General features: G+C 42.6%; 2 protein-coding genes. One reads left to right on the forward strand and one right to left on the reverse strand.

What is annotated here, in order from left to right:
* Nucleotides 1-461: 461 nt before the first annotated feature.
* Nucleotides 462-782 (reverse strand): YceK/YidQ family lipoprotein, encoded by a 321-nt coding sequence (locus CIK04_RS04550; RefSeq protein WP_072599355.1) that lies wholly within the window; start codon nt 780-782, stop codon nt 462-464.
* A 184-nt stretch (nt 783-966) separates the two neighbouring features.
* On the opposite strand from CIK04_RS04550, the gene CIK04_RS35465 reads away from it, so the two are divergent.
* A complete protein-coding gene (locus CIK04_RS35465; protein ID WP_088427778.1) occupies nt 967-1,062 on the forward strand; it encodes a DUF3265 domain-containing protein in 96 nt (31 codons plus the stop codon).
* Nucleotides 1,063-1,292 lie beyond the last annotated feature (230 nt).

The following is a 1,292-nucleotide window of genomic DNA, read 5'->3' on the forward strand; positions in this document are numbered from 1 at the left end:
CTAGATTTGCTTTGCCAGTATCCACACCGACATTAATATTTTGAAGTGTGTTTGTATTCATAATAAGCTAACTCTTGCTTGCGTAATGCGGGTTCGAGACCCAGTCGAGTATTCGAGTTTGGTGCTTGGAGTTCTATGTCGCGTTCATGTTTGTTATCGGTCTCTCGATAGAGGAGCCAGCGTTCAATCGAACTACAACATAGAAAGCTTTAGTTGCGGCTAAAGCCTGGGTCTCACATTACCCGAAACAGGTCGATTAATGGGGATAATTTCCCATACAAACGGTTCAAGAGGGACAGCCAACGCGCGGCATTTTTATTATGCGTTGTTTTTTGTGGTTACGGTGTTATGCGGAAGCTTGGTTGTGGCGTTGGCTGCCCCTTAACCGGGCGTTATGTGTTCTTCCAACACCAGTTAGTGTATCGCCTGGTGTTGGGGTTGCTATAAGGGCTGCAACAGCTTTAAATCCAAGAGCCTCTCGGACAGCCAATTGATATGACTTCCCCATAGCTTGTCGTAGGCGTCAATATCATGGCCAAATCAAAGGGAAGAAAAACAGCATCTGTAGCTAGATTTATTGGTACTGCCAATAACATTAAAGGGCTCAAAGCGTAGTCAGTAACTGTTCCCTCAAAGAAGCAAGGCATACGGACTACTGACAAGGCGGTTCCAGATAATGGTTTGCCATAGCCTCCATATATATGCGCATCCAAAGATGAGCAGCCAGACGTTAAAGTAGTGAGTAGTATTGATAGAGCTATTTTTAAATGTTTAAGTTTCATTTTTCCTAGACCTTAGCCAATATTTAATTAATGAATTAGTTTTGGTCAACTTTATAGTTAGCGTTGATTGTTTCCTAACAATTAGTCGTTTTTCGACTTAAAAGTGTGCTAATGACGAAGAAAAGCTAATTTTCATAGAGTTAGCGATACACATAACAAGGCGTTAAAGAGGGATTCATGCCGCGTGGCATTTTTGGTATGCGGTGGTTTTTGTGGTGAAAATGGTCTGCGGAAGGTTGGTTTATGCGGCATTCACCCCTTAACGCGGCGTTATGCTTAATCAAGTAAAATCAGTTGGTTATGGTTTTTCTTTGTTCCCTTGGCTGATTGGTTTTGTGTTTGTCGGCAAGCCGGCTTTTGTGAGCGCTGTTTTTCGGACGCATATTCTTTGGCGCTAGAAATTCAGAGAATTGCCTCATTCAATTCTCGGGCAATCGCGAGGTTAGGGCGGTTGGCTCAATCAGAAATCCATTTTAGGTTTTCAAACTTCAAACCAGATTTGCCAAAATT

The sequence above is a fragment of the Vibrio sp. 03_296 genome (assembly GCF_002265885.1).